This is a genomic window from Arthrobacter sp. SW1, from assembly GCF_001766675.1.
Taxonomy (GTDB): Bacteria; Actinomycetota; Actinomycetes; order Actinomycetales; family Micrococcaceae; genus Arthrobacter.
The window spans coordinates 64,278-91,243 of the sequence record NZ_MJLT01000001.1 but is presented as its reverse complement, the minus strand read 5'-3'; the positions used below and the strand labels follow the sequence as shown (position 1 = coordinate 91,243).

Annotated in this window: 23 protein-coding genes and 2 tRNA genes; 16 read left to right on the top strand and 9 right to left on the bottom strand. The window is 66.2% G+C overall.

Features of this window, described 5'->3' with window-relative positions; translation table 11 throughout:
* Positions 1–71: 71 nt before the first annotated feature.
* Positions 72–980 carry an acyl-CoA thioesterase II gene (locus tag BIU82_RS00465; RefSeq protein ID WP_070347507.1) on the bottom strand — a complete coding sequence of 303 codons (909 nt, stop codon included), beginning with the start codon at positions 978–980 and terminating at the stop codon, positions 72–74.
* Between the two features lie 45 nt (positions 981–1,025).
* Between BIU82_RS00465 and BIU82_RS00460 the strand changes: the two genes are divergently transcribed.
* Positions 1,026–1,703, top strand: coding sequence for a hypothetical protein (locus BIU82_RS00460; protein ID WP_070347506.1), 678 nt, complete (start codon positions 1,026–1,028; stop codon positions 1,701–1,703).
* A 22-nt stretch (positions 1,704–1,725) separates the two neighbouring features.
* Here the strand turns inward: BIU82_RS00460 and BIU82_RS00455 are convergent, their stop codons facing one another.
* Complete coding sequence (locus BIU82_RS00455; RefSeq protein ID WP_139146469.1) at positions 1,726–2,145, bottom strand: globin; 420 nt, start codon at positions 2,143–2,145, stop codon at positions 1,726–1,728.
* A gap of 73 nt (positions 2,146–2,218) precedes the next feature.
* Positions 2,219–2,875, bottom strand: a complete 657-nt coding sequence (locus BIU82_RS00450) for a mechanosensitive ion channel domain-containing protein (protein ID WP_070347504.1) — start codon at positions 2,873–2,875, stop codon at positions 2,219–2,221.
* A gap of 98 nt (positions 2,876–2,973) precedes the next feature.
* On the opposite strand from BIU82_RS00450, the gene BIU82_RS00445 reads away from it, so the two are divergent.
* Positions 2,974–3,963, top strand: coding sequence for an NAD-dependent epimerase/dehydratase family protein (locus BIU82_RS00445; protein ID WP_070347503.1), 990 nt, complete (start codon positions 2,974–2,976; stop codon positions 3,961–3,963).
* Here BIU82_RS00445 and BIU82_RS00440 read toward each other — a convergent pair.
* A complete protein-coding gene (locus BIU82_RS00440) occupies positions 3,944–4,420 on the bottom strand; it encodes an OsmC family protein (RefSeq protein WP_070347502.1) in 477 nt (158 codons plus the stop codon). The two genes, BIU82_RS00445 and BIU82_RS00440, sit on opposite strands and share 20 nt — an antisense overlap.
* Before the next feature lie 111 nt (positions 4,421–4,531).
* Positions 4,532–7,120, bottom strand: a complete 2,589-nt coding sequence (gene pepN, locus BIU82_RS00435) for an aminopeptidase N (protein ID WP_074466386.1) — start codon at positions 7,118–7,120, stop codon at positions 4,532–4,534.
* 80 nt (positions 7,121–7,200) lie between these two features.
* Between pepN and BIU82_RS00430 the strand changes: the two genes are divergently transcribed.
* From BIU82_RS00430 to BIU82_RS00420, 3 genes are all read left to right on the top strand, one after another.
* Entirely contained in the window at positions 7,201–8,184 is a 984-nt protein-coding gene (locus BIU82_RS00430) for a hypothetical protein (protein WP_070347500.1), read from the top strand.
* A 128-nt stretch (positions 8,185–8,312) separates the two neighbouring features.
* Positions 8,313–8,795 carry a ribose-5-phosphate isomerase gene (locus BIU82_RS00425; RefSeq protein ID WP_070347499.1) on the top strand — a complete coding sequence of 161 codons (483 nt, stop codon included), beginning with the start codon at positions 8,313–8,315 and terminating at the stop codon, positions 8,793–8,795.
* Positions 8,795–9,682: a DNA glycosylase gene (locus BIU82_RS00420; protein WP_070347498.1), complete on the top strand. Its 888-nt coding sequence runs from the start codon at positions 8,795–8,797 to the stop codon at positions 9,680–9,682. Before BIU82_RS00425 ends, BIU82_RS00420 begins: the two co-directional genes overlap by 1 nt.
* A 110-nt stretch (positions 9,683–9,792) precedes the next feature.
* On the opposite strand, the gene BIU82_RS00415 is transcribed toward BIU82_RS00420, so the two are convergent.
* Positions 9,793–9,866 (bottom strand) — tRNA-Gly (locus tag BIU82_RS00415).
* 135 nt (positions 9,867–10,001) lie between these two features.
* Between BIU82_RS00415 and BIU82_RS00410 the strand changes: the two genes are divergently transcribed.
* From BIU82_RS00410 to BIU82_RS00385, 6 genes are all read left to right on the top strand, one after another.
* Positions 10,002–10,076 (top strand) — tRNA-Pro (locus BIU82_RS00410).
* A gap of 69 nt (positions 10,077–10,145) precedes the next feature.
* Complete coding sequence (gene tig / locus BIU82_RS00405) at positions 10,146–11,522, top strand: trigger factor (RefSeq protein WP_070347497.1); 1,377 nt, start codon at positions 10,146–10,148, stop codon at positions 11,520–11,522.
* A gap of 246 nt (positions 11,523–11,768) precedes the next feature.
* Entirely contained in the window at positions 11,769–12,380 is a 612-nt protein-coding gene (locus tag BIU82_RS00400; protein WP_070347496.1) for an ATP-dependent Clp protease proteolytic subunit, read from the top strand.
* Between the two features lie 37 nt (positions 12,381–12,417).
* Positions 12,418–13,077: an ATP-dependent Clp protease proteolytic subunit gene (locus BIU82_RS00395; protein ID WP_070347495.1), complete on the top strand. Its 660-nt coding sequence runs from the start codon at positions 12,418–12,420 to the stop codon at positions 13,075–13,077.
* A 178-nt stretch (positions 13,078–13,255) separates the two neighbouring features.
* A complete protein-coding gene (clpX, locus tag BIU82_RS00390; RefSeq protein WP_070347494.1) occupies positions 13,256–14,542 on the top strand; it encodes an ATP-dependent Clp protease ATP-binding subunit ClpX in 1,287 nt (428 codons plus the stop codon).
* 86 nt (positions 14,543–14,628) lie between these two features.
* Positions 14,629–15,243: a DsbA family protein gene (locus BIU82_RS00385; protein WP_070347493.1), complete on the top strand. Its 615-nt coding sequence runs from the start codon at positions 14,629–14,631 to the stop codon at positions 15,241–15,243.
* A 113-nt stretch (positions 15,244–15,356) separates the two neighbouring features.
* Here the strand turns inward: BIU82_RS00385 and BIU82_RS00380 are convergent, their stop codons facing one another.
* Positions 15,357–16,238: a DNA-formamidopyrimidine glycosylase family protein gene (locus BIU82_RS00380; protein ID WP_070347492.1), complete on the bottom strand. Its 882-nt coding sequence runs from the start codon at positions 16,236–16,238 to the stop codon at positions 15,357–15,359.
* A gap of 411 nt (positions 16,239–16,649) precedes the next feature.
* Positions 16,650–19,268, bottom strand: coding sequence for a valine--tRNA ligase (gene valS, locus BIU82_RS00375; protein ID WP_070347491.1), 2,619 nt, complete (start codon positions 19,266–19,268; stop codon positions 16,650–16,652).
* Positions 19,269–19,319: 51 nt separating this feature from the next.
* Here valS and BIU82_RS00370 point away from each other — a divergent pair, with 51 nt between their 5' ends.
* Both BIU82_RS00370 and BIU82_RS00365 read left to right on the top strand, forming a co-directional pair.
* Positions 19,320–19,697, top strand: a complete 378-nt coding sequence (locus BIU82_RS00370; RefSeq protein WP_083292124.1) for a DUF488 family protein — start codon at positions 19,320–19,322, stop codon at positions 19,695–19,697.
* Complete coding sequence (locus BIU82_RS00365; RefSeq protein WP_070347489.1) at positions 19,694–20,476, top strand: SDR family oxidoreductase; 783 nt, start codon at positions 19,694–19,696, stop codon at positions 20,474–20,476. The genes BIU82_RS00370 and BIU82_RS00365 overlap by 4 nt, the downstream gene beginning before the upstream one ends.
* Before the next feature lie 6 nt (positions 20,477–20,482).
* Here the strand turns inward: BIU82_RS00365 and BIU82_RS00360 are convergent, their stop codons facing one another.
* Entirely contained in the window at positions 20,483–21,514 is a 1,032-nt protein-coding gene (locus tag BIU82_RS00360) for an endonuclease/exonuclease/phosphatase family protein (protein WP_070347488.1), read from the bottom strand.
* Positions 21,515–21,855: 341 nt separating this feature from the next.
* Between BIU82_RS00360 and ileS the strand changes: the two genes are divergently transcribed.
* Genes ileS through BIU82_RS00345 form a run of 3 tightly spaced genes read left to right on the top strand, consistent with a single transcriptional unit; the run spans position 21,856 to position 26,956 of the window.
* On the top strand, positions 21,856–25,146 hold the full coding sequence (ileS, locus tag BIU82_RS00355; RefSeq protein ID WP_070347487.1) for an isoleucine--tRNA ligase: 3,291 nt from the start codon (positions 21,856–21,858) through the stop codon (positions 25,144–25,146).
* Positions 25,143–26,504, top strand: coding sequence for a folylpolyglutamate synthase/dihydrofolate synthase family protein (locus tag BIU82_RS00350; protein WP_070347486.1), 1,362 nt, complete (start codon positions 25,143–25,145; stop codon positions 26,502–26,504). The genes ileS and BIU82_RS00350 overlap by 4 nt, the downstream gene beginning before the upstream one ends.
* On the top strand, positions 26,504–26,956 hold the full coding sequence (locus tag BIU82_RS00345; protein ID WP_070347485.1) for a DUF4233 domain-containing protein: 453 nt from the start codon (positions 26,504–26,506) through the stop codon (positions 26,954–26,956). The genes BIU82_RS00350 and BIU82_RS00345 overlap by 1 nt, the downstream gene beginning before the upstream one ends.
* The last annotated feature ends 10 nt before the right edge of the window (positions 26,957–26,966 follow it).

Below are 26,966 nucleotides of genomic sequence, written 5' to 3'. Positions count from 1 at the left end.
CCGGCCTTCTGTTTTGCCTCCGCCACGTCCGTTCGGCTGCACGGCTTCCGCCGGAATGCAGGCCAGTGCTCCTATTCGGGCAGCCGCAGCATCCCTTCCTGCGCCACCGTGGCAACATGCACGCCGTCGCGGCTGAAGATCTTTCCGGTGGAGAGGCCGCGCGCGCCCTGGGCGCTGGGGGATTCCTGGACGTAAAGCAGCCATTCATCCACCCGGGCCGGGCGGTGCCACCACATCGCGTGGTCCAGGCTCGCCACGCTCATTCCGGGAGTCATCCAGCTCAACCCGTTGCGGCGCAGGATCGGCTCCAGGATGGTGTAGTCGCTGGCGAAAGCGAGGGCGGCCCGGTGGAAGTCGGCATCGTCGGGCATGGGTCCGAGTGTCTTCATCCAGACCGCGTTCCGCGCCACATGCTCCTTGGGTGCTTCGGTGTACAGGGCCGAATCCACATGCCGTACGTCAAAGGGCCGCTCGAAGGACATGTGGCGGGCCATCGGGTGGTCGTACTTGCGGAGCAGGTCTGCGGTGCTCGGCAGGCTCTCCGGGTCCGGGATGCCTTCCGGCATGGCGGACTGGTGGTCCACACCCTCGGCCTCGGTCTGGAACGAGGCGATCATCGAGAGGATCGGCTGGCCGTTCTGGTAGGCGTGGACCCGGCGCGCGGAGAAGGAGCGGCCGTCCCGCAGGCGCTGCACGCCGAAGGTGATCGGCTGGTTGGCATCGCCGGGCCGCAGGAAGTACCCGTGCATTGAATGCACCGGCCTGTCTCCATCCACCGTGCGCATTCCGGCGATCAGCGACTGCGCCAGCACCTGCCCGCCGAACACCCGATGCCGCGGTTGCTTCTGCGACGGCCCCAGGAAGATGTCCTCATCCGTGCGGGCGCCGTCAAAGTCGGCCAGCGAAAGCAACTCGATGAGGGTGGCCGTGGGGTCCTCGGGAACGGCCTGATCCACCAGGCCGGCGTGCGCATCAGTCATGATCCGACTCTACCCGGCGGCGGACATGCCGGTAGAGTCGTTGCTGTGGCTGATGTACTGACCGGTTCCCTTCGTTTCGCCGATCCCCGCGACCTCGCGGACCTGCGCACCTATGTCACGCGTGCCAAGAGCATCGACGACGGCGCCGTGCGGCTTCAGGCGGCCGGCACCGTTTTGGCGGCGTACGTGTGCGTCCTGCGGCCCCGTGCCCTGGGCGACGACACCCCGACCATCCTCGGACTGCGCACGAGCGCACTCGCTGAAGAAGCCGCGGCGGACGTGACGGTCAGCCTGTCCTCCGTGTTGGACCGCCTCGCGCGCTCCGGAACGGACGACGTCGAACTTCCGCTCCCGCCAACCACCGTCACGGAGTCCTGGGCTGGTATCGGGGCGCCCCGCAGCGGTTGGGCACCCTTGGGTGAAGTGTCCGACGCCGAGCTGGCCTCGGTCGCAGAGGCCGGCATTGCCGAGGTGGCCCGGGTTGTTCCGGAACAGGCCGGTGCGCATATGGTTGCCGCTGCCAGGGCCTCGGTCTGGGGCCGGGAGATGCCCGGCCTGCAGGGCGTTCCCGCCGGTGCCGCCTTCGGGGCGTTCGCCTTGGGCTTCCTGGGAGACGGCGGGCACCGACTGTTCAGGAACGGAAACTGGTACCGCCTCAGCGGCAGCCGCGGCCACATCCTGGTCCGTGCCGGAGCGGGCCTGGGGCTGAGCATCGCCCGTTAGCGGGACCCGTCAGCAAGCCACGTTACGGCTGCGCCGGCGAGGGGCTGTTCACCATGGTGAGCGCGGCCCGCTCCATGTAATCCCACAACGTGCCCTCATGCAGCGGCGAGAGCTCCAGCGCATCCACGGCGGTACGCATGTGGAACAGCCACCGGTCCTTGGCCTCCGGGGTGACCCGGAACGGCATATGCCGCATCCGCAGGCGCGGGTGCCCGCGTTCCTGGCTGTACGTCGTCGGGCCGCCCCAGTACTGTTCCAGGAACATCAGGAAACGGCGCTTCGCCGGGCCGAGGTCTTCCTCCGGGTACATGGGACGCAACAGCGGATCACCGGCCACGCCGTCGTAAAAGACGTCGATCAGCTTCACGAAGGTGTCGTGACCGCCCACAGCTTCATAGAAGCTGTCGGTGTAGGCGGGCTGGCTGAAGGGGTCGTTGCGCATCAGCTGCGGCCGCCCGCCTGCCTGCGGTGCCGCCCCTGCGGGGGTTTCGGGGGACTGCTGGCCGTTTGCCGTGTCACTCACTGGACTTCTCCTCAGCGGAACCGCCGCTGCCGTTCTCTTTGTCTTCAGCCGGGACGTAATCGCCCTGGGAGCGGTTGCCCACGCGCAGGATCTCGCCGTTGCGCAGGTACCAGATGGCGCCGTCTTCGGCGCGGAGCCGGGTGATCCTCAGCCCCACGGATTCCACCGTACCAACCACTTCGGCGGTGACGATCACATCGCCGATTCCGTACTGGTCCTCGATGGTGATGAAGATGCCCGCCAGGAAGTCACGGATGAGCTGCTGGGCGCCGAAACCGATCACCACACCAAGGATGCCGACGCTCGTCAACAGCGGCGCGATGTCCACGTTAAGGAACTTGAGGACATAGATGATCACGATTACCGCCACCACGACGCTCACCACGCTCGTCAGCAGTGAACCGATGGTGTGCGCCCGTTGCGCCCGGCGTTCATGGTCCAAGGCACGGAAGGCCGGCTGGACCCATTTGAACGGAGCGTTCCTGAAGAAGCCGCTTCCTTCAGCCACGCGCCGGGTGATGCGCAGGATGACGAAGCGCAGCACGATCCAGATCACCACCCCGATGCCGACCGTCAGGAGGATGGCTCCAAGGTCGATTTTCGCGGCTTCTTCGGCTGCGTCCTGGATGGTGGGGGTGGTGGCATTCATTGGCAGGGCTGCTCCTCAAAAGTTCTGATGGGCGCCGGCTGTTCGCCGGGCGCTGAACACTCTGTCCGCCACCCACCCTATCGCCGTAGCGTGGCCGCATGCGCATCCTGATTCTTGGTGGTACCGCGTTCCTCTCAGCCGAAATCGCCCGACAGGCCGTCGACGCCGGTCACGACGTCACCTGCCTCGCGCGCGGCAGTTCGGCCGAGCCGCCGTCCGGCGTCCGCTGGGTCCGGGCGGACCGTTCCGCCGGCGTTGCGGCGTACTCAGCGCTCGACGGCGGGTGGGACGCGGTCGTCGACGTCACCCGGGATCCGGCGCACGCCAAGGGCGCACTCACCGCCCTGGCGGAGCGCGCCGGCCACTGTACCTTCGTGTCGAGCTGTTCCGTCTACGCGCGGCACGACCAGCCCGGTGCTGCCGAAGACGCGGAGCTGCTGCCGCCCCTGCCGGAAGACGCCGCCGCGGGGCCGGAAACGTACGGAGAATCCAAGTCCGCCATCGAGGAACTCGTGGAAGGCACGTTCGGCGGCAAAGCCCACATCGTGCGTGCCGGGCTCATCAGCGGACCCGGGGACAGCAGCGACCGCTACGGATACTGGCCGGCGCGCTTCGCCGGCGGAGATGGGCCCGTGCTTGTGCCGGACATCCCGGCCGATCCCGTCCAGGTCATCGATGTCCGGGACCTGGCTGCGTGGATCCTCGCCGCCGCTGCCAAGAAGCTCGCCGGAGCCTTCAACGCCGTCGGCGAGGTAGTGCCGTTCGAGGAGTACCTCCGCGGGTGCCGCGGACTTGCCGGTACCGGAGCGGACCCGGTGCTTGCGTCGACCAGTTGGTTGGAGGAGCGCGGCGTGCAGCCGTGGTCGGGCGACGATTCGCTCCCGTTGTGGCTGCCTCCGGAACACGAAGGCTTCATGGCGCGCTCAAACGCCGCCGCCCGTGCCGGTGGAATGAGCCTGCGGCCTTGGCAGGACACCTTGCGGGACACCCTGGACGACGAACGCGCCAAGGGCCTCCATAGGCCCAGGAAGGCCGGGCTCCGTCCGGAAACCGAGAAGGGGTTGCTGGCTAGCCTGCTGCCTGCGTAACCGGTTCGTGCAGCACCGGGAAATTCACGCTGCGGGCAATGAAGCAGAGCTGGTTGGCCTTGTGGTGGAGCTCGGCCATGAGCGGGATATGCGCGGGGTCTGCCACGGTGACGTGCGGCCTGAGCGTGACATTTTCGAACTGGCCGCTGCCATCCCGGTTGGTCTTCATCAGCCCCTCGGCTTCGTCAACATAGCGGGTCACCACCACGCCGTTCATGACGGCCACGTGCAGGAACGACAGCATGTGGCACTGTGACAACGCCGCGAGCAGCAGCTGCTCCGGGTTGTAGCGTGAAGGGTCGCCGCGGAAGGTCGGATCCGAGGACCCCTGGAGAACCGGCAGTCCGGGAATCTCGACGTCGTGGTCCCGCGAGTAGCTCCGGTAGCTCGACGTTCCTTCGCCGAGGTTCCCGGTCCAACGGACGGTTAGGGCATAACGGTGTTCGTCCAGGCTCATGGGCACAGTCTAAACGGCTGTGCCTCCCGCTCCGGCAGACCGGGACGGGAGGCACAAGGGTTCAGACGCTTGCTGCGCGTGCGCCGCTAGACATCAGCTGCGCGTGCGCCGCTAGACGTCAGCTGCGCGTGCGCGCAGGGCCCGGGCGACGCCGTCGCGGTTTTCCAGAATCATGCGCCGCAGCGCCGCACTTTCCTCAGGAAGGGAAGCCAGGAATGCGTCCGTGCGGTCCACGGTCTCCTGCGTCGTCAGCTGGGCCGGGTACAGGCCCACGATGATCTGCTGTGCCAGGGCGTGCGTGCGCTTGGCGAAGATCTCCGGCACGGCCTCAAAGTACTTTTCCGCGTACGGCTCCAGCAATGCGGTGTCCAGCACCCGGGTGAAACCGGCGACGGCGGAACCCTGCAGCGCGTTGGACAGCTCGCCGGTGACCACGATCTTCTCCCAGGCCGCGGCCTTCGCTTCGGGCGTCGGGAGGGCGGCCTTGGCCAAGGCCGCGGCGTTCTGGCCGTTCGAGGTGTGGTCGCGCTCCAGCTCGGCGTCGATGCGGGCCTGGTCCGCGCGGCCGCCGACCACCAGGGAGGTGAGCAGTTCCCAGCGCAGGTCCTGGTCCACGGTGAGTCCATCCAGGGAACGGGTGCCGTCGAGCAGGCCTTGGACCGTGTCCAGCTGTCCTGCGCTGCGTGCCAGCAGGGCGAAGGACTTCACGAACTGCAGCTGCGCGTCGGAACCGGCCGCAACCGAGGACGCCAGGTCCCAGAGCTTGTCCGCGGCCGCCTGGGCGGTGGCCTCCTTGTGTTCGGCGGCCACGTAGAAGTTCAGCGTCGTGGCCAGCTGGCGCAGTTGGACCAGGAGCACCGAAGAGTCGGTCTCGGAGGCGATGTTCGCCAGGATCAGGTCCACGTAGCCGCGGGCCGGGGTCTGCCCGTCGCGGGCCGCATCCCAGGCCGAGCCCCATACCAGGGTGCGCGGCAGGCTGGAAGCGAAGTCCTTCAGGTGTGCCTTCGCGGTGGCCAGGGACACGGGGTCGAGGCGGACCTTGGCGTAGGCAAGGTCGTCGTCGTTGAGCAGGATCAGGGCAGGCCGCTCCTTGCCAAGGAGCGCCGGGACCTCGGTGGCGGGGCCGTCGACGTCGAGTTCCTCGCGGTGCACCCGTTCCAGCTTGCCGGCGCCGGACAGCTCGTAGAAGCCGACCGCGAGGCGGTGCGGGCGCAGTACGGGCTGCTCGTCGATCGCGGTCTGGCGGATCGAGAACGAGGTGATCACGCCGTCGTCGTCCACTTCGATCTCGGGGGAGAGGGTGTTGACTCCGGCGGTCTCGAGCCAGAGCTTGCCCCACTGGTCCAGTTCGCGGCCGCTGGCGGCCTCCAGTTCGACCATGAGGTCGGACAGCTCGGTGTTCTTCCACGCGTGCTTCTTGAAGTATTCGCGTACGCCCGCCATGAACTGTTCCGGGCCCACCCAGGCCACCAGCTGGCGCAGCACGGACGCGCCCTTGGCGTAAGTGATGCCGTCGAAGTTCACCTCCACGTCCTGCAGGTCGTTGATGTCGGCGAAGATCGGGTGCGTGGTGGGCAGCTGGTCCTGGCGGTATGCCCAGGACTTCTCCATGGATGCGAAGGTGGTCCAGGCGTGGTCGAAGGCCGTGTTCTCGACGGCGGCCAGGTGGGACATGTACTCGGCGAAGGACTCGTTGAGCCAGAGGTCGTTCCACCAGCGCATGGTGACGAGGTCGCCGAACCACATGTGGGCCAACTCGTGCAGTACGGTGATGGCGCGGCGCTCGACCTGCGCCTCGGCCACCTTTCCACGGAAGACGTAGCCCTCCAGGATGGTGACGGCGCCGGCGTTCTCCATCGCGCCGGCGTTGAACTCGGGGACGAAGAGCTGGTCGTACTTTTCGAACGGGTACGGGAAGCCGAACTGGGCCTCGAAGAACTCAAAGCCCTGGCGGGTGAGCTCGAAGATGTTGTCGGCGTCGAGGTACTGCATGAGGGATTTGCGGGCGAAGACGCCCAGCGGGATCACGCGGCCGTCGGAGCTGGTGACCTCGCTGCGCACCGACTGGTACGGCCCGGCGATCAGGGCAGTCACATAAGAAGACAGCCGCGGGGTGGGCGCGAACGTCCACACGGAGCGGGCCTCGCCGTTTTCGCCGGGAGCGGTTTCCACCGGCTCCGGAGTGGGGGAGTTGGAGATGACATCCCAGTGCGACGGTGCGGTGACGGTGAAACGGAACGTCGCCTTCAGGTCCGGCTGCTCGAACACGGCAAACATGCGCCGGGAATCCGGGACCTCGAACTGGGTGTAGAGGTAGACTTCGCCGTCCACCGGATCCACGAATCGGTGCAGGCCTTCGCCGGTGTTCATGTAAGGCGCATCCGCCACGATGATGAGCTCGTTCTCCGCGGCCAGGCCCGGCAACTGGATGCGCACGCCGTCGGCGACCTCCGACGGGTCCAGCTCCACGCCGTTCAGGGTGACGCTGTAGACCTTGTGGGTAATGGCATCGATGAAGGTGGATGATCCTGCCGTGGCGGAGAACTTTACGACCGTGGTCGAGCCGAAGACCTCTCCGCCCTTCGTCAGGTCGAGTGCGACGTCATAGGACTCGACGGCGAGCAGTTCCGCGCGTTCTGCGGCTTCGGCGCGTGTGAGGTTCAAGCCTGGCAAGGTGTGCCTCCAAGAAGTGATGTGCATTTTGAAGCTATTGTTTCATATCTCCTCCACTTGGCAAGGAACGGCACACAGTGTCGCTGCCCGGGAGTAGCGTTAAGGCTATGGGCAAGCTGCGAAATTCCCTTGATTTCCGGGCGCTGCGTTTCGCGGTGGCGTTCCCGATCCTCTTGGCGGTGGCTTTCGCCTCCTGCGCCTTGATGCTTCGCCCGGAGCTCCCGGACCCGCTCGCCATCACCTGGAACGCCGACGGCGGCAGCAACTTCGCGCCGTTCGGCGCCTACGTCGGTGGAGGGGCTGCACTCATGGTCCTGGCCGGTTGGCTGGTCTTCATCCAGGCCGTCCCGATCTCGCGGCCCATTGTCATGCGCCGGGTCATGATGGGGCTGGGGCTTATGGTCAGCCTGTTCGTTACTGCCGTTCTGGCGGCAGGGCTCGTGGGGCAGGCAGGCCTGGAGGATGCCCGGGCCTCGCATGTGGACGCCACAGTCCTGGCGCTCGGTGCGGGTGCCGCGCTGTCCCTGGGCGTGGTCATGATGTTCGCCTTTAAACCGGATCCCCGCTGGACCCCGGAGGACGATGCGGCCCTTGAGGCCGAGCGCCTCCGCCGTGAGGATCCCGGCCTCGCCGATGACACCCTCAAGCTCTGGGTCCACGCCCGCAGCTCGGTCTTCGTCATGATCTGCGTGGCCGCCGTCTTCCCCGCCATGCTGATTTCCGTGGCCGTCCCATGGCTTGGTGCCCTGCTCTTCAGTGCTGCCGTCCTGGGTGCCTGCTTCCTCTTCGTGCGCGTCAAGGCAGACCGTGGTGGCCTCGAGGTGTTCCTTGGCGGCGTCCTCCGCGTCCTGAGGGTTCCGGCAGGCGACATCGCCGCGGCAACCCCCGCGCAGGTCAAGGCGGCAGACTTCGGCGGTTGGGGCTTCCGCCACCACGGCGGCGCGACGGCCATGCTCGTCAGCAGCGGGCCCGCCGTCGTCGTCCGCCGGATCAACGGACGCCGCGTCGCACTGAGCGCCGGCACTCCCGCCACGGCCGACCGGCTCGCCGGTCTGCTCAACCGGGTGGCCGACCGCGCCCACGGCGAGTGACGCGGTCCCGCGAGCACGCACGACTCAAAACGCGCCGGCGCCGGACCGCCTAGTACCCTAGTACCGCATCCCCTCACCGCCGCGGCCCGGCCGAAGCCGAACCGCGCCACAGACCGAACGGACTTCCAGTGACCACACCCCGCGTCCACATTGCCACGGATCACGCCGGCATGGAGCTCAGCGCCCACCTCGTCAGCCACCTGACGGCCAAGGGCTACGAGGTTGTCGACCACGGCCCCAAGGTGTACGACGCCCTGGACGACTACCCGTCCTTCTGCATCAACGCAGCCCGCGCCGTCGTGGCGGACCAGGAAGCCGGCATCCATGCCCTGGGCATCGTGCTGGGCGGTTCCGGCAACGGTGAGCAGATTGCCGCGAACAAAGTCAAGGGTGTCCGCGCCGCCCTCGCGTGGAACGAATCCACCGCCAAGCTTGCCCGCGAACACAACGACGCCAACGTCATTGCCGTCGGCGGCCGCCAGCACAGCGTGGAGGAAGCCACCAAGCTGATCGAGTTCTTCCTCGAGGAGCCGTTCAGCAACGACGAACGCCACGTGCGCCGCATCGGCAAGATCGCCACGTACGAAACCACCGGCGAAATCGTCGAATAGTGCCTGAAGGGCATTCCGTCCACCGGCTGGCGCGCCAGTTCCAGGACGTTTTCGGCGGCAGCGCCCTGCGGGTTTCCAGCCCGCAGGGCCGCTTCGCCGCGGGTGCCGCCCTGCTGGACGGCCAGATCATGGTTGAGGCCACGGCCCACGGGAAGCAGCTCTTCCTGCGCTTCGGCAACGAGCTGTACCTTCACGTCCACCTCGGCCTGTACGGCGCCTGGGACTTCGGCGGCGACGAAACCTTCCGGGGTGCCTCCAGCATCGGTGCGCCGCGCCGGATCGGCGAGCGGGAATCCGCGGCCAGCGGCGACGCCGCAACTTACGCAGGCCCGCCGGATCCGGTCGGCGCCGTCCGCGTGCGCCTGGTCTCGGACCATGGCTGGGCGGACCTGCGCGGCGCGAGCACCTGTGCCGCCATTACCGCGGCGGAGGCCGATGCCGCGCGCGCCAAACTGGGCCCGGATCCCCTGCACCACCTCCCGGCGGACCGCGGCGAATTCATCGCACGGCTCCTGCGCCGGAAGACCGCCGTCGGACTCCTGCTTATGGACCAGTCCGTCCTGGCCGGCGTTGGCAACATCTACCGTGCCGAAGTCCTGTTCCGCCAGGGAATCGACCCGTGGACGCCCGGCAACACGATCAGCCCGGAGGCTGCCGGACTGTTGTGGGACGACACTGTTGCGGCGATGTCCGACGGCGTGCGGGACGGCCGGATCATCACCACGCCGCCGGCGTTGTGGAGCGGGGGAGAGGCGGGGCCCCTCGACGGCGAAGCCCACTATGTGTACCAGCGCGCCGGGCAGGACTGCCGCCGCTGTGGCACGGCGGTGGCGCTCACCGAGATCGGTGCCCGCAAGCTCTACTGGTGCCCCGGCTGCCAGAACTAGCTGCCTCCGGGTCGCGCTGTGCTGCGCGCGGCAGGCGGCCTGGCCCGCTTAACGCTGGGCTCGCTTAAAGCCGAAGGGCCCCTTCGAAAAGGGGCCCTTCGGCGTTTGCCTGGAGGGGATGACGGGAATCGAACCCGCGTAATCAGTTTGGAAGACTGAGGCTCTACCATTGAGCTACATCCCCGGAGTGGTGCAGGATTAGTGTATCCGTGCATTTCCCGGCGGCTGTTCAAGCCGGATATAACTAAACCCAATTCAGGTGCCAAGTGTCAAATGTGCAAACTGGCGATTCTTGGCCGTAGACTGTCCTGTGCACTCACGGGGTGTAGCTCAGCTTGGCTAGAGCGCCTGCTTTGGGAGCAGGAAGTCGCAGGTTCAAATCCTGTCACCCCGACTCTGTGAGCCTGTTCCGATCCGGGAACGCGGCAGAAACCCATCCCACAAAACCAGGAGTACTTAGACTGTGAAGAGCGCTGTCGAGAACCTCACCGCAACGCGGGTCAAGCTCAATGTTGAGGTTCCCTTTGAAGAACTGAAGCCGAGCATCGATGCCGCTTACAAGACCGTTGCTTCGCAGATCCAGGTTCCCGGATTCCGCAAGGGCAAGGTTCCCTCCAAGCTGATCGACCAGCGCGTCGGCCGCGGCTACGTCCTCGAGACCGCCATCAACGACGGCCTCAACGGCTGGTACCAGGCAGCTGTCCAGGAAACCGGCGTGCGCCCGCTGAGCCGTCCCGAGGTCGAGATCACCGAGGTTCCGGACCCCTCCGCCACCGACGGTGAACTGAAGTTCCAGGTCGAGGTCGACGTCCGCCCCGAGGTCGAGCTCCCCGACTACGCCGGCATCAAGGTCGAGGTTGCTGCTGCAGAATCTTCCGACGCCGACGTCGACAAGGCCCTGGACGAGCTGCGCGGCCGTTTCGGCACGCTCAAGTCCGTTGACCGTCCGGCCAAGAATGATGACTTCCTGACCATCGACATCACCGCTCTGATCGACGGCGCAGAGGTCGACTCCGCTTCCGGCCTGTCCTACCAGGTGGGCGCCGGCACCATGCTCGAAGGCCTGGACGAGGCTGTTTCCGGCCTGTCCGCCGACGAAGAAGCAATCTTCGACACCACGCTGGTCGGCGGCGAGCACGCCGGCGAAGCAGCCCAGGTGAAGGTCGTTGTGAAGGCTGTCAAGGAGCGCGAGCTCCCCGAGGCCAACGACGACTTCGCCCAGCTTGCCTCCGAGTTCGACACCCTTGCCGAACTGCGCGAAGACCTCGCCAAGCAGGCCGCTGAGTCCAAGGTCGTCGGCCAGGGCGTCGAAGCCCGCGACAAGGTCCTGGACAAGCTCGTCGAAATGATCGAGGTTCCGGTTCCGGATTCCGTCATCGAAGAGCAGCTGGAGCAGCACTTCAGCCCGGAGAACTCCCACGGTGAAGGCGAGCACGACACCGAAGAGCACCGCGAAGAGGTCAAGGCCAACACCGCACGTGCCTTCCAGAACGAGATCATCCTCGACGCCATCGCCGACAAGGAAGAAGTCGGCGTCAACCAGAGCGAACTGATCGACTACATCGTCAGCACCGCCAGCCAGTACGGCATGGACCCGAACCAGTTCGCCCAGATCATCGACCAGAGCGGCCAGGTTCCGATGATGGTTTCGGAAGTCCGCCGCCGCAAGGCGCTGGCCGTCGTCCTCGGCCAGGCCGAGGTCGTCGACACCGAAGGCAACAAGGTCGACCTGAGCGACTTCGTGCGCCCGGCCGGTGAAGTTGCCGAGGCTCCGGCCGAAGAAGCTGAGGAAGCCGCCGAGACCGTCGCCAGTGACGATCCCGCAGCCGTGAAGTTCTAATTCCGCGTTCAAGCGCACCCCCGGATCCATGGGTCCGGGGGTGCGTTTTTTAAGTCCGGCCGGAAGTCGCGTCGGGGCCTCCCGCACGCTGGTGCGCCGTCAGCGAACAGCGCGATTCCGGAGAACAAAACGCCCTCGAAACCGGTTAGTGTCCAAGTAGTGAAGATCAGGGATGGCAACTTCAGCAACGGCCCTGTCACCAGCGAGAGGTAAGTACTTATGTCACAGCATGTTGAGGCTCCCCGGATGGCAACTGTCGATCCGGCCGCTCAGGACAACTACATCTACAACCGCCTGCTGAAAGAGCGCATCATCTGGCTCGGCTCCGAGGTCCGTGACGAGAACGCCAACGCGATCTGCTCCCAGCTCCTCCTGCTCTCCGCGGAGGACCCGGAAAAGGACATCTACCTCTACATCAACTCCCCGGGCGGTTCGGTGACCGCCGGCATGGCCATCTACGACACCATGCAGTTCATCCCGAACGATGTCGTCACCGTGGCTACGGGCCTGGCTGCGTCCATGGGACAGTTCCTGCTTTCCTCGGGCACCAAGGGCAAGCGTTACGCCACCCCGAACGCCCGTATCCTGATGCACCAGCCCTCCGGCGGCATCGGCGGCACCGCCTCGGACATCAAGATCCAGGCCGAGCTGATCCTACACATGAAGAAGGTCATGGCGGAACTGACCGCCGAGCAGACCGGCCAGACCGTGGAAACCATCCTCAAGGACAACGACCGCGACAAGTGGTTCACGGCCACCGAGGCGCTCGAGTACGGCTTCTTCGACAAGATCTCCGCCCACGCAGGCTCCGTGGCCGGTGGTGGCGGCACCCAGAACGCCTCCAACTCCGAGAAGTAGCCGGCAGCACCACCCATAGAACACCAGGAGCAATGAAATGAACTACAACTTCGGATGGTCCGCCGGTAATCTCCCGTCCAGCCGCTACGTCCTCCCGCAGTTCGAGGAGCGCACCCCTTACGGCTTCAAGCGCCAGGACCCGTACACCAAGCTTTTCGAGGACCGCATCATCTTCCTCGGCGTGCAGGTGGACGATGCCTCGGCGGACGACATCATGGCCCAGCTGTTGGTCCTTGAGTCCACGGATCCGGACCGCGACATCACCCTCTATATCAACTCCCCGGGCGGTTCGTTCACGGCCATGACGGCCATCTACGACACCATGCAGTACATCCGGCCCGAGATCCAGACCGTCTGCCTTGGCCAGGCGGCCAGCGCGGCAGCCGTCCTCCTCGCGGCCGGCACCCCGGGCAAGCGCCTTGCGCTCCCGAACGCCCGCGTGTTGATCCACCAGCCGGCCCTGTCCGGCGGCCAGGGAGGCCAGGCTTCGGACCTTGAAATCCAGGCGGCGGAAGTCATGCGCATGCGCACCTGGTTGGAGGATACGCTGGCCCGCCACTCGGGACGCACCTCCGAGCAGGTCAACAATGACATCGAACGCGACAAGATCCTTACCGCGGCCGAAGCCCAGGACTACGGGCTGATCGACCAGGTCCTCGACTCCCGGAAGATCAAGCCGCAGGCCATCGCCCGCTAGTCATGAACGCCGGAATGCCGGTGCGGTCCAGGAATTCGGACCGCACCGGCGTCCTGTTTCAACCCAAGCAGCCCATTGTGTCCTACAGTGGAAGTTGTCATGGTGGCGCCGGCCGGGTTCCTTTGCTGAGGAACCAGGCAGCCAAGGCGCCGCCCGCAAGAAACGAAGGGATTCCCACATGGCCCGGATTGGCGAGAGCACGGATCTGCTGAAGTGTTCTTTCTGTGGAAAGAGCCAGAAGCAGGTGCGGAAGCTGATCGCCGGGCCCGGCGTCTACATTTGCGACGAGTGCATCGAACTCTGCAACGAGATCATCGAAGAGGAACTCGCCGAAGTGTCGGATCTGGGCAGCTTCGAGCTGCCCAAGCCGCGGGAGATTTTCGACTTCCTGCAGGAGTACGTCATCGGCCAGGAGCCCGCCAAGCGGTCCCTCGCCGTCGCGGTCTACAACCATTACAAGCGTATCCAGGCCGGGCATGCCCCCAAGGGCGGCCTCGGCGAGGGAAGCCACCACGACGACGTAGAGATCGCCAAGTCCAACATCCTGCTCATCGGCCCCACAGGCTGCGGCAAGACCTACCTGGCGCAGACCCTCGCCCGCCGGCTGAACGTCCCCTTCGCCGTCGCGGACGCCACCGCCCTGACGGAAGCCGGCTACGTAGGCGAGGACGTCGAAAACATCCTCCTCAAGCTCATCCAGGCCGCCGACTATGACGTCAAGAAGGCCGAACAGGGCATCATCTACATCGATGAGATCGACAAGATCTCCCGCAAGAGCGAAAACCCGTCGATCACCCGCGACGTCTCCGGTGAAGGCGTACAGCAGGCCCTGCTGAAGATCCTCGAAGGAACTGTCGCCTCCGTGCCTCCGCAGGGCGGCCGTAAGCATCCGCACCAGGAATTCATCCAGATCGATACCACCAATGTGCTCTTCATCGTGGCAGGCGCTTTCGCCGGCCTGGAAGACATCATCGGCTCCCGATCGGGACGCAAGGGCATCGGCTTCGGCGCCCCGCTGAACGAGGTCAAGGACAACGTCGACAGCTACGGCGAAGTCATGCCGGAGGACCTCCTGAAGTTCGGGCTGATCCCGGAATTCATCGGCCGCCTTCCCGTGATCACCACCGTTTCCAACCTGGACCGGCCGGCGCTCATCCAGATCCTGTCCAAGCCCAAGAATGCACTGATCAAGCAGTACCAGAAGATGTTCCAGCTGGACGGCGTCGAGTTGCTGTTCGACGACGACGCCCTGGACGCGATCGCGGACCAGGCCTTGGAGCGCGGCACCGGAGCTCGTGGCCTGCGGGCGATCATGGAGGAAGTCCTCCTGCCGGTCATGTTCGACCTCCCCAGCCGGGACGATATTGCCAGCGTTGTCATCACCGCCGACGCCGTCGCCAAGAAGGCCCAGCCCACCATGATCGCCCACGAAGTGGTGGCCAAGCGGCGGAATAAGTCCGCGTAGCGCACGGTTCGCACCAACAGGGCCCCGGCCGTCGGGTACGCCGGAGTCCTGCCCGCTTCTTCCGTTTCCTCTCAAGGAGTTTCCCTGTGCCTGAACAGACCCTCAACAAGGTTGATTTCTGGTTCGATCCGATCTGTCCCTACGCCTGGGTGACGTCCCGCTGGATCGGCGAAGTGGAAGCCGTCCGCGACATCGAGACCACGTGGAACGTCATGAGCCTCTCGGTGCTCAACGACGGCCGCGATCTGCCGGCTGACTACCGCACCATGATGGACGATTCCTGGGGCCCCGTCCGCGTCATCATCGCAGCGCAGGAACTGCACGGCCGTGAGTTCATCAAGCCGCTGTATGACGCCATGGGGGAGCAGTTCCACCATGAAGGCAACAAGGACCGTGCCGATGTCATCGCGAAGGCGCTGGCCTCCACGGGGCTTCCCGCGGAGCTTGCCCGTTTCGCGGACAGCGATGAGTACGACTCACAGTTGCGGGCCAGCCATGAGGCGGGCATTTCACTGGTCGGACAGGACGTCGGAACCCCGGTTGTTTCCGTGAACGGCACCGCCTTTTTCGGCCCCGTCCTCACCCGTATTCCCCGCGGCGAGGAAGCCGGCCGCATCTGGGACGCCTCCGTGACGCTCGCCGGATTCCCGTACTTCTTCGAGCTGAAGCGCAGCCGCACCGAAGACCCGGCTTTCGGCTAGCAGCAAGTCTCCATAATGCCCGACGGCGGCCCGCACTGTGCGGGCCGCCGTCGGTTTTTGTTCAAACGGCTTGTTCCGGCCGCCTTTGCTCTGGCAACCCGGCTGCGGGCGGGCTACTTCAGGAAACGCGATGTCCGGCGGTCTGCAAGGATTTTTCCCTGGGTTTGGCATCCCGGGCAGTACTGGAGCGCCGTGTCGGCAAAGGAGACCTCCCGGATCGTATCGCCACAGACGGGGCACGGTTGGCCGGCGCGGCCGTGGACGCGCATCGTGTTCCGCTTGCTGTCCTTGAGCTGCTCCGGAGGCTTGCCTGCTGCGGCCGCAACGGCCTCGCTGAGCACCTCGCCGATGGCGGCGTAGAGCCGGTCCCGGCTGCTGTCGTCGAGCGTTTTCGCGATCGCGAACGGCGAGATCTTCGCCGCGTGCAGGATCTCGTCGCTGTAGGCGTTGCCGATGCCAGCCACCACCTGCTGGCTGCGGAGCAGGCCCTTGATCTGCTGCGATGCCGCGAGGATGTGGTCGAAGACGTCCCGGGTGAAACCGGCGGACAAGGGATCCGGGCCAAGGGAGGCAATGCCCGGGACCTCCCGGGGATCCCGGACCACATAGATGGCCAGGCTCTTCTTGCTTCCGGCTTCAGTGAGGTCGAAGCCGGCAGCCGCAGGCCCGTCGCCGGCTGACGGCAAATCGAAGGCAAGGCGGGCAGCGATCGGTCCGGATCCGGGGCGGAGGGGAGCTGCCGAGGGCTTGTCCGTGTACCGCAGCCAGCCGGCCTTCGCCAGGTGGAAGATGAAGTGGAGCCCGCCAAAGTCCAGGTCGAGGAACTTTCCGTGGCGCCGTACGTCCTCAACATGATGGCCTTGAAGCTCCGTATACGGCGGATCCGCTGTCTTCAGTACCGCGAAAGAGGTGATCTGGATACGCTCCAGGGTGGCACCGCGCAGGTGCGTGCCGAGGAAGGCCTGCAGGCCGCTGACTTCTGGAAGTTCCGGCATGGAATTACTGTGCCACAGGGCTCCCCGCAGCGCAGCGCTCCGGGATCCGCAACCTCCCTTGTGAATTACATCACAGTAGTTCGCCGGGAAGCCTTGCGTTGCCCAGGGGGCGGGTCAACAATAGTACTTACCCACTTCGAAAGAAGCGGGACGCGGAAACCAAAGATTCAGTGATATGCATCTGACGCAGCCTTCGGCAAAGCCAGAAGCAAGCTAGCTGTGACGGGCTAGGAAGACCTGAAATTCCGAGGATTCCGCCAGACTGTCAAGTCGTCACCAGACAGCCGAAAAGTCGAAGCCCCACCAACGGCAAAACGCTGATGGGGCTTCCCCTTTGCCCGGAAACAGGCAAGGCCCGAAAAAGCAAGGCCCGGAAGCTCCCCGCAGGTAGCTCCCGGGCCTCACGATTTCCTAGGCCTGCGGTTCCTCGGCAGGTGCCAGGACCACGTCGCTCACGGCGAGTTCGCCGTCAGCTGCCACCAGCGAGATTTCCCGCGCGTTCGCGGCCGCCTTCAGGTCACCCAGGCCGGCTTTGAGCTGCGCGACGAACGATTCGTTGGCCGAGATCGAGGCGGAAAGCACCTCGGTGCGCTGCTTGACCTTGGCCTCGGACTTCGCCTTGCGGATGCCGCTGAGTGCCAGGCCAACCGTGCCGAGCATGGTGGTGTCGCCGTCGGCGATCTCCAGCGGTGACGGCCAGGAGGCACGGTGTACCGAACCGGCACGCCACCAGCTCCAGACCTCTTCGGTGGCGAAGGGCAGGAACGGGGCGAACAGGCGCAGCAGGGAGTCCAGCGTGGTGGCCAGGGCTGCGAGTACGGAAGCCTGTTCGGCGTCGCCGGCGGCACCGTAGGCGCGGTCCTTGATCAGTTCAACGTAGTCGTCGGTGAACTGCCAGAAGAAGGTCTCCGCGATCTGCAGGGCCCGGGCGTGGTCGTAGCTGTCGAAGGCCTTGGTGGCCTGTGTGACGACGTCGGCCAGCTGGGCGAGCAGCGCGCGGTCCAGCGGGTTGCTGAGCACGGACAGGTCATCGGACAGCACCGAGTTCTCCGTGGCGCCAAGGTTCAGGACGAACTTCGAGGCGTTGAGCAGCTTGATGGCCAGGCGGCGGCCGATCTTCATCTGCGCGATCTCGTAGGCGGTGTCTGCACCGAGCTTGGCCGAGGCTGCCCAGTAGCGGACGGCGTCGGAACCGAACTCGTTGAGGACGTCGGTGGGGACCACCACGTTGCCCTTGGACTTGGACATCTTCTTGCGGTCCGGGTCAAGGATCCAGCCGGAGATCGCCGCGTGCTTCCACGGCGCGGTGTCCTGCAGGGCGTCCGCGCGGACGGCCGAGGAGAACAGCCAGGTGCGGATGATGTCGTGGCCCTGCGGGCGCAGGTCGAACGGGAACACCTTGCTGAAGAGTTCCTCGTCACGGCTCCAGCCGCCCACGATCTGCGGGGTCAGGGAGGACGTGGCCCAGGTGTCCAGGACGTCGGCGTCGCCGGTGAAACCGCCCGGCTGCTCGCGCTGGGACTCCTCGTAACCCGGAGCGGCATCGGCGGCCGGGTCGACGGGAAGCATCTCGTCCGAGGGCAGGATCGGATTGTCGTAGTCCGGGTTGCCTTCGGCGTCCAGCGGGTACCAGACGGGGATCGGCACACCGAAGAAGCGCTGGCGGGAGACCAGCCAGTCGCCGTTCAGGCCTTCGATCCAGTTTTCATAGCGGGAGCGCATGAAGGCCGGGTGGAAGTCGATGTCCCGGCCGCGGCCGATCAGGCGTTCGCGGCGGTCCTCGTCGCGGCCGCCGTTGCGGATGTACCACTGGCGCGAGGTGACCACTTCGAGGGGCTTGTCGCCCTTTTCGAAGAAGTTCACCGGGTGCATGATCTTCTTCGGCTCGCCGTCCAGCAGGCCCGCTTCGCCGAGCAGTTCCACCACGGCTTCCTTGGCGCTGAACACGGTCTTGCCGGCAATCGCGGCGTAGGCTTCACGGCCGGCGTCGGTGGTGATCCACTCCGGGGTGTCGGCCACGATGCGGCCGTCGCGGCCGACGATCGCACGGGTGGGCAGCTGCAGTTCGCGCCACCAGGTGACGTCGGTGAGGTCGCCGAAGGTGCAGACCATGGCGATGCCGGAGCCCTTGTCCGCCTTGGCAAGCGGGTGCGCCTTCACCTCGACCTCGACGCCGAACAGCGGGGACGTGACCGTCTTGCCGAACAGCGGCTGGTACCGCTCGTCGTCGGGGTTTGCCACCAGGGCGGCGCAGGCGGCCAGCAGCTCGGGGCGGGTGGTCTCGATGAAGACCTTCTCGCCCTCGGCGGTGAAGAACGGGTAGCGGTAGTAGGCGCCGGGCATTTCCCGGTCCTCCAGCTCGGCCTGCGCAACGGCGGTGCGGAACGTCACGTCCCACAGCGTCGGGGCTTCGGCCATGTAGGCGTCGCCGGTGGCCAGGTTCTTCAGGAAGGCGCGCTGGGACACCGCGCGGGAGGTGTCGTCGATGGTCCGGTAAGTCAGGTCCCAGTCGACGGACAGGCCGAGGGTCTGGAACAGGTTTTCGAAGACCTTCTCATCCTCGACCGCCAGCTCTTCGCAGAGCTCGATGAAGTTGCGGCGGGAGATGACGTCGAAGTCGCGCTGGTTCTTCGCCGGCGTGGCCGGAGGGCGGTAGTCGGCGTTGTACGGGATGGCCGGATCGCAGCGGACGCCGTAGTAGTTCTGGACGCGGCGCTCGGTGGGGAGGCCGTTGTCGTCCCAGCCCATGGGGTAGAAGACGTTCTTGCCGCGCATGCGCTGGTAGCGGGCCACGACGTCCGTGTGGGTGAAGGAGAACATGTGGCCCACGTGGAGCGAGCCCGATGCGGTGGGCGGGGGAGTGTCGATCGAATAGACCGCATCGCGGGTGGTATCCGGGTTGAACTTGTAGGTTCCGTCCTGGAGCCAGCGCTGCGTGAGCGCGGTCTCCAGGCCCTCGAGGGCCGGCTTGTCCGGAACATTGATGGGAGTGGGGGCGGGCGTGTCTGTACCCTGCGTCGATTCAGCCATGGGGTCAATTGTTTCATGGTCTTACGCGACATCCGGCAGTAGCATCCCGCTATGGCGGATCAGCAGGCGCAAATGGTGACCAAGCGCATCTACGAGGAACCATCCGACGACGACGGCTGCCGGGTTTTGGTGGACCGCTTGTGGCCGCGCGGGGTCAGCAAGGAGCGGGCCGCTTTGGACCTCTGGCTCAAGGAGATCGCCCCCTCGCCGCCCCTGCGGACGGAGTTTGCCCACATGCGGGAACGCTTCGCCGACTTCCGGGAAGCGTACCTGGCCGAGCTGGAACAAAACCCGGCCGTGGAGACGCTCCTGGAGCTGGCCACCACGCATCCGCGGGTCACCCTGCTCTACGCAGCCAAGGACCCGGAGGTCAACCACGCCCGCGTGCTGCAGGAGTTCATGGAGGCACGGATAAAGTTGCTTCCATGACTGAGGGAATCCAGGGCAAAGCGAACATCCAGCCGGCAAAGAAGACCGCCGTTGTCACCGGAGCCAGCACGGGCATCGGCGAGGCGACCGTGCGGGCTTTGACCGCGGACGGCTGGAAGGTCTATGCGGTCGCGCGCAGGGCCGACCGCCTCTCCGCCCTGGCCGACGAGAGCGGTGCGATCGCGGTGCCGGCGGACATCAGCAAAGACGAAGACATCGACATCCTGCTCCGCCTCGTAGAACGCCACGGCGGCATCGACACGCTCATCAACATCGCCGGAGGCGCCCGCGGCGCAGACACCCTGGCCAACGCACAGACCGAAGACTGGGACTGGATGTACCAGGTGAATGTCCTGGGCACCATGAAGATGATCCGTGCTTTCCTGCCCATGCTCCGCAGCAACGGCGAAGGCACCATTCTCAACCTGACCTCCACCGCGGGGCTGGCGGTCTACGAAGGCGGCGGCGGGTACAACGCGGCCAAGTACGCCCAGCACGCACTGACCGGCGCCCTCCGCCTGGAGGAAGCCGAGCATAACGTCCGGGTCATCGAGGTGGCGCCGGGCCTGGTGCACACCGAGGAATTCGCCCTTAACCGCCTGGGCAGCGCCGAGGCCGCCGCGAAGGTGTACGCCGGCGTCGAGAAGCCGTTGCTCGCCGAAGACGTGGCCGAGGTGGTCCGTTATGCGGTGTCCGTGCCGCACCATATCAACCTGGACCACATCACCGTCCGGCCCGTGGCGCAGGCCGCGAACCACAAGCTGATCCGCAAAGGCTGACCGCAGCTAGTGCCCGCCGGGACCCCGTGGTCCGGCGGGCACGGCCAGTCTTGCCGTCAGCGCGGCATGGTCGCTGCCCGGAACCCGGTGTACCGCGTACTCCGTGGCGCGCACGTCGGCGCTCGTGACGATGTGGTCCAGCACCGTTCCGGGAACGTTCATGCCGTCCATCGGCCAGGTGGGAACGAGCCTGCTGTTGTTCGCGATCCCGGCATCCACCAGGGCGTCCGTTCCGCGGTCCAAGGGCGCGGCCAGGAGCCTGCGGAACTCCAGGTGGTCGTAGCCGGCGTTGAAGTCGCCCATCAGCACGCGCGCTCCCGGCCTCGCGCCGACCCGCCCTACGGCGTCCAGGTCATGCCGCCACTGGGCGATGCGGGAATCCACAGGCGGCAGCGTGTGCACATTCGTCACCTCGAAGACGGCCGATAAGTCCCCGGATGCGGCGCTCACCCGCACGGTGGGAATCTGGAACGGAGTGTCCGGTACCAGCCCCACCATCTCCAGCGGGAAAGCCGAATAGACGGCGCTGCCTGCGGCGTCGTCCGTGGGGCTGCTGAGGCGGTGCGGAAGCAAAGTCCCGACGCCGGCCCTTTCCAGTTCGGCTTCGAACCGCGCCGAATGCTCCTGGACTGCAAGCAGTTGCACGCCTTCCGCACGTACCAGGCGGACCACGTCCGCGGCGTCGGCCTGCCCGTACTCGGAGTTGAGGCTCATGACCGTCAGCTCGATCGAGTCCGCCGCGGATTCCGCAGGCCTGGCGTAATCCAAAGGGAACAACCAGAACAGCTGGGCCAGCAACAGCGCCGAAGCGCCGAAAGCCAACCACCGGCGCCCGCTGAACAGCGCAAGCCCCGCCGCCACGGCTGCCGGAAGGGCCACCCACGGCATGAACGCGAGCAACTGGACCGCCGTCGTCGGCCATTCCGCCGGGAGCGCCCGCAGCAGCGACATCGCCGCCACCGGCACCGCCAGCAGCAGGGAAAGGAACAAGGGCACCAGGCGGCGGGAACGCGGCGGGCGGACGGCAGTGAGGGTCATGGTCCCGAGTCTAGGCACCGAGGGTATGGGGCACCTCATACCGTGGGCGGAAGCTCCGGGTGGAGGGCGGCCTCCGGCTGCCGCTAGACTTGTGGGACAAGCATCGACCCGGCCATCACCGGTGAGCTTCCGGAAGAACGCTCCAGTACTCGGGAGTCAGTAGAACCGGACGGGTAAGCCCGTCACAGCAGCCAATGAGCGGCCGGAGCCGGATCCTCCCAGGAGGGCCGGGCGCCGGTAAGTGAGGTGGTACCGCGGTACCGGTGCAGCGCAAGCGGCACGGGCGCCGTCCTCGCATCCTGACAGACAAACAGTCCCACCAGCTCAGACCAGGATTCGAGATGACCTTTTATCCCAAGGCCTCAACGGCCGCTGCCGGCACCCCCGGTGTTTCCGCTTCCGTGAAGTTCCCGGAAATCGAAGAGCGCATCCTCAAGTACTGGGATGAGGACGGGACGTTCCAGGCCAGCATCGACCAGCGGGACGCCGGCCAGGACGGCAGCAACGAATTCGTCTTCTACGACGGTCCGCCCTTCGCCAACGGCCTGCCGCACTACGGCCACCTCCTCACCGGCTACGCCAAGGACCTGGTGGGCCGCTACCAGACCCAGCGCGGCAAGCGCGTGGAACGCCGCTTCGGCTGGGACACCCACGGCCTGCCCGCCGAACTCGAAGCCATGAAGCAGCTGGGCATGACGGACAAGACCCAGATCGAAGCCATGGGCATCGACAAGTTCAACGCCGCCTGCCGCGCCTCCGTGATGAAGTACGCCAACGAATGGAAGGCCTACGTCACCCGCCAGGCCCGCTGGGTGGACTTCGAGAACGACTACAAGACGCTCAACGTCGAATACATGGAGTCCGTGCTCTGGGCCTTCAAGCAGCTGCACGAGAAGGGCCTCACCTACAACGGCTACCGCGTGCTTCCGTACTGCTGGAAGGACGAGACCCCGCTGTCCAACCACGAGCTGCGCATGGACGACGACGTCTACAAGAACCGCCAGGACCAGACCGTCACGGTCACCTTCCCCCTCAAGGCGGGAGAGTCTGAACTGTCCAAAGCGCTCGCAGGTGTCCAGGCGCTCGCCTGGACCACCACGCCCTGGACGCTGCCCACCAACCTGGCGCTCGCCGTCGGGCCGGAGATCTCCTACGCGGTGGTTCCGGCGGGTCCGAACGGGGTCAAGGCCGCTTCCGCGGAGGCGCCCGTTACCGGCCGCTTCCTGCTCGCCGCCGACCTGCTCGGCTCCTACGCGAAGGACCTGGGGTACGACGACGCCGCTGCCGCCACCGCCGCTGTTGAAGGCAGCTATGTGGGCGCCGAGCTCGCCGGGCTTGAGTATGAGCCGCTGTGGCACGATTTCGCCGATACCGAGAAGTACGGCACGCAGAACGCATGGCGGATCCTCGTTGCCGACTACGTCACCACGAGCGACGGCACGGGCATCGTCCACCAGGCCCCCGCCTATGGTGAAGACGACCAGAAGGTCTGTGAAGACGCCGGCATCCCCGTGGTGCTGTCCGTGGACGAAGGCGCCAAGTTCCTGCCGCTGTTCTCGCACGGCGACCTGGCAGAGATCGTTGGCCTGCAGGTTTTCGACGCCAACAAGCCCATCACCCAGGTGCTGCGCGCCCAGGGCCGCCTGGTGCGCCAGGCCAGCTACGAGCACAGCTACCCGCACTGCTGGCGCTGCCGCAACCCGCTGATCTACCGCGCGGTGTCCTCCTGGTACGTGGAAGTCACCAAGTTCAAGGACCGCATGTCCGAACTGAACCAGGAGATCAACTGGATCCCGGGCAACGTCAAGGACGGCCAGTTCGGCAAGTGGCTGGAGAACGCCCGCGACTGGTCGATCAGCCGCAACCGCTACTGGGGTTCCCCCATCCCGGTGTGGCAGTCCGACGATCCCGAATACCCGCGCACCGACGTCTACGGCTCGCTCGTCGAGCTGGAAGCCGACTTCGGCCGCCTGCCGCTCAACAACGAGGGCCAGGTGGACCTGCACCGGCCGTTTATCGACGATCTCACGCGCCCCAACCCGGACGACCCCACCGGCAAATCCACCATGCGCCGCGTGGAGGACGTGCTGGATGTCTGGTTCGACTCCGGTTCCATGCCCTACGGCCAGGTGCACTACCCGTTCGAGAACGGCGACTGGTTCGACACCCACAACCCGGCCGACTTCATCGTGGAGTACATCGGACAGACCCGCGGCTGGTTCTACATGCTGCACATCCTGTCCACCGCGCTCTTCGACCGCCCGGCGTTCCGCAACGTGATCAGCCACGGCATCGTGCTCGGCTCGGACGGACAGAAGATGTCCAAGTCCCTGCGCAACTACCCGGACGTCTCGGAGGTCCTGGACCGCGACGGCTCCGACGCCATGCGCTGGTTCCTGATGTCCAGCCCCATCCTGCGCGGCGGCAACCTGATCGTCACCGAACAGGGCATCCGCGACGGCGTCCGCCAGGTGATCCTGCCGCTGTGGAACGTGTACAGCTTCTTCACCCTGTACACCAACGCCGCCAACAACGGTGCCGGCTACGACGCCAAGCTCCGCTACGACGGCTACGCCGAGGAGCTGGACCAGTACCTGCTGGCCAACACCGGGGACCTGGTGCGTTCCGTGACGGCAAGCCTGGACAGCTACGACATCTCCGGCGCCTGCGACGAACTGCGCAGCTACCTGGACATGCTCACCAACTGGTATGTCCGCCGGAGCCGCCAGCGCTTCTTCGACGAGAACACGGACGCCTTCGACGCCCTGTACACCGCGCTCGAAGCCGTGTGCCGCGTGTCCGCTTCACTGCTGCCGCTCGTCACCGAGGAAATCTGGCGCGGCCTCACCGGCGGGCGCTCCGTGCACCTTGCCGACTGGCCCGACGCCGCCCTGTTCCCGGCGAACCCGGAGCTCGTGGCCGCCATGGACCGCGTGCAGCAGGTCTGCTCCACCGGCTCCTCGCTGCGCAAGGCCGCCAAGCTGCGTGTCCGCCTGCCGCTGCAGGAACTGACCGTCGTGGCACCCGGCGCGGCTGCGCTGGAAGGTTTCGCCGCCGTCGTCGCCGATGAACTCAACCTGCGTTCCGTCCGGGTGCTCGACGCCGCCGAGGCGTCCCCGGAGGAGTTCGGCATCGAGCAGAAGCTGGTGGTCAACGCCCGGGCCGCCGGCCCGCGCCTGGGCAAGAACGTCCAGCAGGCCATCAAGGGCTCCAAGTCCGGCGACTGGTCCGTCAGCGACGCCGGTGTGGTGACGGCGGGCGGCCTTGAGCTCGAGCCGCAGGAATACACCTTGGAGACCGTGGTGGCGGAAACAGCCGACGGCGGTTCGGTTTCCGTCGCGATGCTGCCCGGCGGCGGCTTCGTGGTGCTGAACACCGAAGTCACCCCGGAGCTCGAAGCCGAAGGCCTGGCCCGCGATATGGTCCGCGCCATCCAGCAGGCCCGCAAGGACGCCGGACTGAACGTCAGCGACCGCATCCGGACTACCGTGACGGCCGGCCAGGACATCGTGGACGCACTGAAGGCCAACGCTGATCTGGTGAAGGGCGAAACCCTGTCCCTGGAACTGGAAACCCTCCTTGCCGACGACTCCGAGGAGCCGGCAGTGACCGTAGCGAAGGTGGATGCATGAGCGACGAATTCTCCGTAGAGAGCGTCTACGCCGAGCTGCTGGGCCGCGCCCCGGAAAACAAGATGGAGCCGCGGCTGGCTCCCTTGTTCCGGGCAATGGACGTGCTCGGTGAGCCGAACAAGGCGTACCCGATCATCCACATCACCGGCACCAACGGCAAGACCTCCACGGCGCGCATGATCGAACGCGGGCTGATCGCCCACGGCCTCAGCACGGGCCGCTACACGAGCCCGCACCTGAGCAAGGTGACTGAGCGCATCAGCATCAACGGCGAACCCGTGGATGACGCCACGTTCGTACGGATCTGGGACGAGATCCGGCCGTACCTGGAGATCGTGGACAAGGAACTCGTCGCCGAAGGCCAGCCGCGCCTGACGTACTTCGAATGCCTCACCATCCTCGGCTTCGCGGTCTTCGCGGACCAGCCCGTGGACGTGGCGGTGTTCGAAGTGGGCCTGGGCGGCATCACCGACGCCACCAACGTGGGCGATGGACAGGTGTCCGTGGTGACTCCGATCTCCCTGGACCATACCGATCTGCTGGGGGATACGACGGCGGATATCGCCTATGAGAAGTCCGGCATCATCAAGCCGGGCGGCTTCCTGGTGAGCGCCGCGCAGCCGGTGGACGCCGCGCAGGTGCTGCTGGACAAGGCGCGCGAGCTTGAGGTGCCGTTCCGCTTCGAAGGCGTGGAGTTCGGCGTCGAGTCCCGTGCCGTTGCCGTCGGCGGGCAGGTGCTGACCATCCAGGGCCTCGCCGGCCGCTACGAGGACATCCTGCTGCCGCTGCACGGCGCGCACCAGGCCGAGAACGCCGCCGTCGCGGTCGCCGCGCTGGAGGCGTTCTTCGGCGGGGGAGAGAAGGAACTTGACGCCGAGGTGCTGCGTGAGGCCTTCGGTGCCGTCACCTCGCCGGGCCGCCTGGAGGTAGTGCGCACCGCGCCGACCATCATCGTCGACGCCGGACACAATCCTGACGGCATCCGGGTTTCCGCCGAGGCGATCCACGAAGCGTTCAACTTCAGCAAGCTCGTGGTGGTTCTGGGCGTGCTGCAGGAAAAGGACGCCGAGGAGATCCTCCGCCAGCTCAAGGAATCCCTGGGCGACCTCGCCGAGGAATTCTGCTTCACCCAGTCCAACTCGCCGCGCGCCATCCCGGCCGGGGAATTGGCCGAACTCGCGGTGGACCTGGGCTTCGGCGAGGCGAACGTGCACATCGCGGAGAAGCTTGACGACGCCCTCGAATGGGCCGTGGAGCGCGCCGAGGCCAACGACGACCTGGCCGGCGGCGTGCTGGTGACCGGCTCCATCACCGTGGTGGCGGAGGCCCGGATCCTCCTTGGAAAGGCGGACGCCTGATGGCACGGATGACCAAGGCGCAACGCGAATGGCGGCCCGGAATGCCCAAGAAACGGCGTTCCACGAAGGTCATGTTCGCCTCCACGGTGCTCCTCCTCGAGGCCTTCGTGGCGTTCTTTGCCACCCTGGCGGTCTTCGGGCTGAAGCGCGGCGAAGTGGATCCGGCCCTCATCCTGGGCTTCGGCATCGCGCTGAGCGTGGTGCTGGTGCTGGCGTGTGCCGTGCTTAGCAAGCCGTGGGGCGTGGGCCTTGGCTGGGCGCTGCAGCTTGTGCTGATCCTCACCGGGCTCGCCGAACCGATGATGTTCATTGTTGGCGTGCTCTTCGCGGCGTGCTGGTGGTACGGCATCCGGGCGGGCATCCGGATCGACCGGGAGAACGCCGAGCGGGACCGCGAGCAGGCCGCCTGGGACGCTGAACACGGTGACGGCGCGACGCCGGAAACCCCGTAAACTGGCAGGG

Bases quoted from the DNA above. Each gene is read 5' to 3' on its own strand.
- BIU82_RS00465 (WP_070347507.1), bottom strand. From the start codon at position 980: ATGACTGATGCGCACGCCGGCCTGGTGGATCAGGCCGTTCCCGAGGAC.
- BIU82_RS00455 (WP_139146469.1), bottom strand. From the start codon at position 2,145: ATGCGCAACGACCCCTTCAGCCAGCCCGCCTACACCGACAGCTTCTAT.
- BIU82_RS00450 (WP_070347504.1), bottom strand. From the start codon at position 2,875: ATGAATGCCACCACCCCCACCATCCAGGACGCAGCCGAAGAAGCCGCG.
- BIU82_RS00445 (WP_070347503.1), top strand. From the start codon at position 2,974: ATGCGCATCCTGATTCTTGGTGGTACCGCGTTCCTCTCAGCCGAAATC.
- BIU82_RS00440 (WP_070347502.1), bottom strand. From the start codon at position 4,420: ATGAGCCTGGACGAACACCGTTATGCCCTAACCGTCCGTTGGACCGGG.
- pepN (WP_074466386.1), bottom strand. From the start codon at position 7,120: ATGCACATCACTTCTTGGAGGCACACCTTGCCAGGCTTGAACCTCACA.
- BIU82_RS00430 (WP_070347500.1), top strand. From the start codon at position 7,201: ATGGGCAAGCTGCGAAATTCCCTTGATTTCCGGGCGCTGCGTTTCGCG.
- BIU82_RS00400 (WP_070347496.1), top strand. From the start codon at position 11,769: ATGGCAACTGTCGATCCGGCCGCTCAGGACAACTACATCTACAACCGC.
- BIU82_RS00395 (WP_070347495.1), top strand. From the start codon at position 12,418: ATGAACTACAACTTCGGATGGTCCGCCGGTAATCTCCCGTCCAGCCGC.
- clpX (WP_070347494.1), top strand. From the start codon at position 13,256: ATGGCCCGGATTGGCGAGAGCACGGATCTGCTGAAGTGTTCTTTCTGT.
- BIU82_RS00380 (WP_070347492.1), bottom strand. From the start codon at position 16,238: ATGCCGGAACTTCCAGAAGTCAGCGGCCTGCAGGCCTTCCTCGGCACG.
- valS (WP_070347491.1), bottom strand. From the start codon at position 19,268: ATGGCTGAATCGACGCAGGGTACAGACACGCCCGCCCCCACTCCCATC.
- BIU82_RS00370 (WP_083292124.1), top strand. From the start codon at position 19,320: ATGGCGGATCAGCAGGCGCAAATGGTGACCAAGCGCATCTACGAGGAA.
- BIU82_RS00365 (WP_070347489.1), top strand. From the start codon at position 19,694: ATGACTGAGGGAATCCAGGGCAAAGCGAACATCCAGCCGGCAAAGAAG.
- BIU82_RS00360 (WP_070347488.1), bottom strand. From the start codon at position 21,514: ATGACCCTCACTGCCGTCCGCCCGCCGCGTTCCCGCCGCCTGGTGCCC.
- ileS (WP_070347487.1), top strand. From the start codon at position 21,856: ATGACCTTTTATCCCAAGGCCTCAACGGCCGCTGCCGGCACCCCCGGT.
- BIU82_RS00350 (WP_070347486.1), top strand. From the start codon at position 25,143: ATGAGCGACGAATTCTCCGTAGAGAGCGTCTACGCCGAGCTGCTGGGC.
- BIU82_RS00345 (WP_070347485.1), top strand. From the start codon at position 26,504: ATGGCACGGATGACCAAGGCGCAACGCGAATGGCGGCCCGGAATGCCC.